This window comes from Streptomyces sp. NPDC054841 (genome assembly GCF_053611045.1).
Genome location: NZ_JBSGZO010000591.1, coordinates 1 through 4,706 on the forward strand (window position 1 = coordinate 1; position 4,706 = coordinate 4,706).

Below are 4,706 nucleotides of genomic sequence, written 5' to 3' on the forward strand. Positions count from 1 at the left end.
GCACCGGGCAGCGCTCAGTGGCCCGCCGCCGCCATCGCCGCGCCGACGATCCCCGCGTTGTTCTGGAGCTCCGCGGGCACGATCTCCGCGCGGATGTGCTTGATCAGCGGAATGAACTTGTCCGCCTTACGGCTCACCCCGCCCCCGATGATGAAGAGCTCCGGCGAGAACAGCATCTCGACATGCTCGAGATACTTCTGGACCCGGTGCGCCCAGTGCTCCCAGCTCAGCTCCTCGTCGTCCTTGACCTTGGTCGACGCGTGCTTCTCCGCTTCGTGGCCGTTCAGCTCCAGATGGCCCAGCTCCGTGTTCGGCACGAGGCGGCCGTCGACGAAGAGCGCGCTGCCGATGCCCGTACCGAAGGTCAGCAGCATCACCGTGCCCTTGCGCCCGCGGCCGACACCGAAGGTCATCTCGGCCACGCCCGCCGCGTCCGCGTCGTTCAGCACGGTCACCGGCATGCCCAGCCGGTCGCCCAGCAGCTTGCCGCCGTCGGTATCGATCCAGCTCTTGTCGACATTCGCGGCCGTTCGGATCACCGATCCCGTGACCACGCCGGGGAAGGTGATCCCGACCGGGCCCGACCAGCCGAAATGCCCGACCACCTCGGCAACGCCGTCGGCCACGCCGTCGGGCGTGGCCGGGTGCGGTGTCAGTACTTTGTGGCGGGGCTCTGCGAGGTCGCCGCGGTCCAGGTCCACGGGAGCGCCCTTGATCCCGGATCCGCCGATGTCCACTCCGAAGACGTTCATGGACACAACGTTACGAGGAACCGCTGACAGTTACTCCCTGAGCGTCCTCACAGCCCTGCCATTCAGTCCTCGACGAGTGACGCCGCCTCGCCGCGCAGGTCCCGGCGCAGCTCCTTGGGCAGCGAGAACGTGATCGACTCCTCGGCCGCCTTGACGATCTCCACATCCTCGAAGCCGCGCTGCGACAGCCACTCCAGGACTTCCTCGACGAGCACCTCGGGGACGGACGCGCCCGACGTCACGCCGACCGTCGTCACACCCTCGAGCCAGGCCTCGTCGATCTCGCCGGCGAAGTCCACCAGGTACGAGGCACGGGCTCCGGCACCCAGCGCGACCTCGACCAGCCGCTTGGAGTTCGAGGAGTTCTGCGAACCGACGACGATGACCAGGTCCGCCTCGGCGCCCATCTGCTTGACCGCGATCTGGCGGTTCTGCGTGGCGTAGCAGATGTCGTCGCTCGGCGGGGAGACCAGGAGCGGGAACTTGGTCTTGAGCCTGTCGACGGTCTCCATCGTCTCGTCGACGGAGAGCGTGGTCTGGGAGAGCCAGACGACCTTCGACGGGTCGCGGACCTCGACCTTGTCCACATCGCCCGGGCCGTCGACCAGCGTGATGTGGTCCGGGGCCTCGCCGGTGGTGCCGATGACCTCCTCGTGGCCCTCGTGGCCGATGAGGAGGATGTCGAAGTCCTCGTTCGCGTACCGGACGGCCTCCTTGTGGACCTTGGTCACCAGGGGGCAGGTCGCGTCGATGGTCGCCAGCTTCCGCTCGGCGGCCTCGTCGTGGACGACCGGCGCGACGCCGTGCGCGGAGAACATGACGATGGACCCCTCGGGGACCTCCGCCGTCGTCTCGACGAAGATCGCGCCCTTCTTCTCCAGGGTCTGTACGACGTACTTGTTGTGGACGATCTCGTGGCGCACGTAGATCGGGGCGCCGTACTGCTCGAGGGCCTTCTCCACGGCGATCACGGCACGGTCCACGCCCGCGCAGTAGCCACGGGGAGCGGCGAGCAGGACGCGGCGGGCGTTCGTTGCAGTCATGACCCCATCGTAAGGGCGCGCCGAACAGGCCAACGATCGCCCACGGGGCTGAGACCGGTGCGGTACGCGATCAACGCCGTACGTACGAGGACGGAGGCTCCCATGGCGGGCAACCGCACCGGGACCGGTGCGGAATTCGCGGATCCGCACACCCGACCGCGCCGGAATCTCGGCTTCCGGGCTCTTGTCGTCTACGGACTCCTCTTCATCCCCAGGCAGACCTGGTCTTGCGCGCCTGGCCTTGCGCACCTGGCCTTGTCGGAGGGTGCCGATACGCTCGCGGGCATGGGTCTCACTACATCTGCCGAAGCTCCCCTGCCCGTCGGCGAGGTGTCGCGGCTCATCGGGGGATGGATCGACCGGCTCGGCGCGGTGTGGGTGGAGGGACAGATCACCCAGCTGTCGCGCAGGCCGGGCGCCGGCGTGGTGTTCCTGACGCTGCGCGATCCGTCGTACGACATCTCGGTGAGCGTCACCTGCTACCGCCAGGTGTTCGACGCGGTCGCCGACGTCGTGTCCGAGGGCGCCCGGGTCGTCGTCCACGCCAAGCCCGAGTGGTACGCCCCGCGCGGCCAGCTCTCGCTGCGCGCCGCCGAGATAAGGCCGGTCGGCATCGGTGAGCTGCTCGCACGGCTGGAGCAGCTGAAGCGGACCCTGGGCGCGGAGGGACTCTTCGCCCTCGACCGCAAGAAGCCACTGCCGTTCCTGCCGCAGCTGATCGGCCTGGTCTGCGGCCGGGCCTCGGCGGCCGAGCGGGATGTGCTGGAGAACGCGCGACGACGGTGGCCGGCCGTCCGCTTCGACGTGCGCAATGTGGCCGTGCAGGGCGTCCGCGCCGTGTCGCAGGTCGTCCAGGCGGTCAAGGAGCTGGACGAGCACCCGGACGTGGACGTGATCATCGTCGCGCGCGGCGGCGGCAGCGTGGAGGATCTGCTGCCGTTCTCGGACGAGCAGCTGGTGCGAGCCGTCGCCGACTGCCGTACGCCCGTGGTGTCGGCGATCGGACACGAGCCGGACGCGCCGCTGCTCGACCTGGTCGCCGATCTGCGCGCCTCGACCCCGACCGACGCCGCGAAGAAGGTCGTCCCGGACGTCGGCGAGGAGCTGGACCGGGTGCAGGCGCTGCGCGACCGGTCGCTGCGGACCGTACGGGGGCTGCTCGACCGCGAGGAGCGGGGGCTTGCGCATGCCCTGCACCGGCGGGTCATGGAGCATCCGCAGCGGATGGTGGAGGAGCGCGAACACGAGACGGACGCCCTGGTCGCCCGGAGCCGGCGGGTCCTGGGGCATCTGCTGGACCGCGCGGACTCCGAGCTGTCCCACACCCGCGCACGGGTCGTCGCCCTGTCGCCCGCGGCGACGCTGGAGCGTGGGTACGCGGTGCTGCAGCGCGCGGACGGCGCGGTGGTGCGGTCGCCCAGCGAGGTCAGGGCGGACGAGGAGCTGCGGGCGAGGGTCGCGGAAGGCGAATTCACGGTCCGGGTCGCGGGCGACGGCGTTGCGGGCGACAGCGTTGCGGGCGACAGCGTTTCGGGCGACGGCGTCGCAGACGCCGAGGTCGGAGACACCGGCGTCGCAGGCGATTGACCCGGCATCACTGACGGCCGGCATCGCTGATGGCCGACATCACTGACAGTAGGCGCACATAGGGTGGATCACATGACAGCCAAGACGGACGATGGCGCGCTCGGCTACGAGCAGGCACGGGACGAGCTGATCGAGGTCGTACGCCGGCTGGAGGCGGGTGGCACGACGCTGGAGGAGTCCCTCGCGCTGTGGGAGCGCGGCGAGGCTCTGGCAAAGGTGTGCCGCCGCTGGCTGGACGGCGCCCGCGCCCGGCTGGACGCGGCGCTGGCGGAGCGGGACGCGGGTGAGGGCGCGGGCCCCCGTGGCGCCGAGGAGGACGAGGACGGGAACGGGGACGACTCGGCTCGGTGAGGCACCTGGGCGAGGCGGCGGCATAAACGGGTACGCCGTTTAGTTGAAGGTTGAGTATTTGAAAGTTGCGTGACTTAGCTCACCAGGTGCCGGATTTAGTTGAACCTTCACCTAATCCGGTCGTACGGTGAAGCCGCAGCTTGAACCTCTTTGCTCATCCGGAAGGTACGCAGCATGTCCCTCGTTCTTGACCCCGCAGCCCAGGACCTCCTTTTCCGTGAGGCCCGTACCGCCAACACCTTCGCCGACGAGCCGGTGACCGATGAGCAGGTGCAGGCCATCTACGACCTGGTCAAGTACGGTCCGACCGCCTTCAACCAGTCGCCGCTGCGCGTCGTCCTCGTCCGCTCGGCCGAGGCCCGCGAGCGCCTGGTGAAGCACATGGCCGAGGGCAACCAGCCCAAGACCGCCACTGCGCCGCTGGTCGCGATCCTCGCCGCCGACAACGAGTTCCACGAGGAGCTCCCGGCGCTGTTCCCGCACTTCCCGCAGGCCAAGGACATGTTCTTCGCCGAGCGCCCGGCCCGTGAGCAGTCCGCCACGCTGAACGCCGCGCTGCAGGCCGCGTACTTCATCGTGGGTGTCCGTGCCGCCGGTCTGGCCGCGGGCCCGATGACCGGTGTCGACTTCGCCGGCGTCCAGAAGGAGTTCCTGGACGACGACCACACGCCGCTGATGGTCATCAACATCGGCAAGCCGGGCGAGGACGCATGGTTCCCGCGTTCGCCGCGTCTGGCTTACGACGAGGTCATCACGACCGTCTGACGACGACGGGTCCCTGCCGGGGGTCCGGGGGTCGCCCCCCCGGGAAACACAGTCCGCGTTCGCCGCGTCTGGCTTACGACGAGGTCATCACCACCGTCTGACGACGACGGGCCCCTGCCGGGGGTCCGGGGGTCACCCCCCGGGAAACACAGTCCGCGTTCGCCGCGTCTGGCTTACGACGAGGTCATCACCACCGTCTGACGACGAC

The 4,706-nt window shown here is 69.4% G+C and carries 5 protein-coding genes; 3 read left to right on the plus strand and 2 right to left on the minus strand.

Annotated elements, in window-relative coordinates; translation table 11 throughout:
* Positions 1-14: 14 nt before the first annotated feature.
* Positions 15-752: a polyphosphate--glucose phosphotransferase gene (gene ppgK, locus ACWGI8_RS39885; RefSeq protein WP_453668340.1), complete on the minus strand. Its 738-nt coding sequence runs from the start codon at positions 750-752 to the stop codon at positions 15-17.
* A 62-nt stretch (positions 753-814) separates the two neighbouring features.
* Positions 815-1,795 carry a 4-hydroxy-3-methylbut-2-enyl diphosphate reductase gene (locus ACWGI8_RS39890; RefSeq protein WP_453668341.1) on the minus strand — a complete coding sequence of 327 codons (981 nt, stop codon included), beginning with the start codon at positions 1,793-1,795 and terminating at the stop codon, positions 815-817.
* Positions 1,796-2,080: 285 nt separating this feature from the next.
* On the opposite strand from ACWGI8_RS39890, the gene xseA reads away from it, so the two are divergent.
* The 3 genes from xseA to ACWGI8_RS39905 all read left to right on the plus strand — a co-directional run bounded on the left by xseA (position 2,081) and on the right by ACWGI8_RS39905 (position 4,498).
* Positions 2,081-3,382 carry an exodeoxyribonuclease VII large subunit gene (gene xseA, locus ACWGI8_RS39895; protein WP_453668342.1) on the plus strand — a complete coding sequence of 434 codons (1,302 nt, stop codon included), beginning with the start codon at positions 2,081-2,083 and terminating at the stop codon, positions 3,380-3,382.
* Between the two features lie 72 nt (positions 3,383-3,454).
* A complete protein-coding gene (locus ACWGI8_RS39900; protein ID WP_453668343.1) occupies positions 3,455-3,733 on the plus strand; it encodes an exodeoxyribonuclease VII small subunit in 279 nt (92 codons plus the stop codon).
* 174 nt (positions 3,734-3,907) lie between these two features.
* Positions 3,908-4,498, plus strand: a complete 591-nt coding sequence (locus ACWGI8_RS39905) for a malonic semialdehyde reductase (protein WP_453668344.1) — start codon at positions 3,908-3,910, stop codon at positions 4,496-4,498.
* The last annotated feature ends 208 nt before the right edge of the window (positions 4,499-4,706 follow it).

Coding starts and splice junctions, on each gene's coding strand:
- ppgK (WP_453668340.1), bottom strand. CDS start 752: ATGAACGTCTTCGGAGTGGACATCGGCGGATCCGGGATCAAGGGCGCT.
- ACWGI8_RS39890 (WP_453668341.1), bottom strand. CDS start 1,795: ATGACTGCAACGAACGCCCGCCGCGTCCTGCTCGCCGCTCCCCGTGGC.
- xseA (WP_453668342.1), top strand. CDS start 2,081: ATGGGTCTCACTACATCTGCCGAAGCTCCCCTGCCCGTCGGCGAGGTG.
- ACWGI8_RS39900 (WP_453668343.1), top strand. CDS start 3,455: ATGACAGCCAAGACGGACGATGGCGCGCTCGGCTACGAGCAGGCACGG.
- ACWGI8_RS39905 (WP_453668344.1), top strand. CDS start 3,908: ATGTCCCTCGTTCTTGACCCCGCAGCCCAGGACCTCCTTTTCCGTGAG.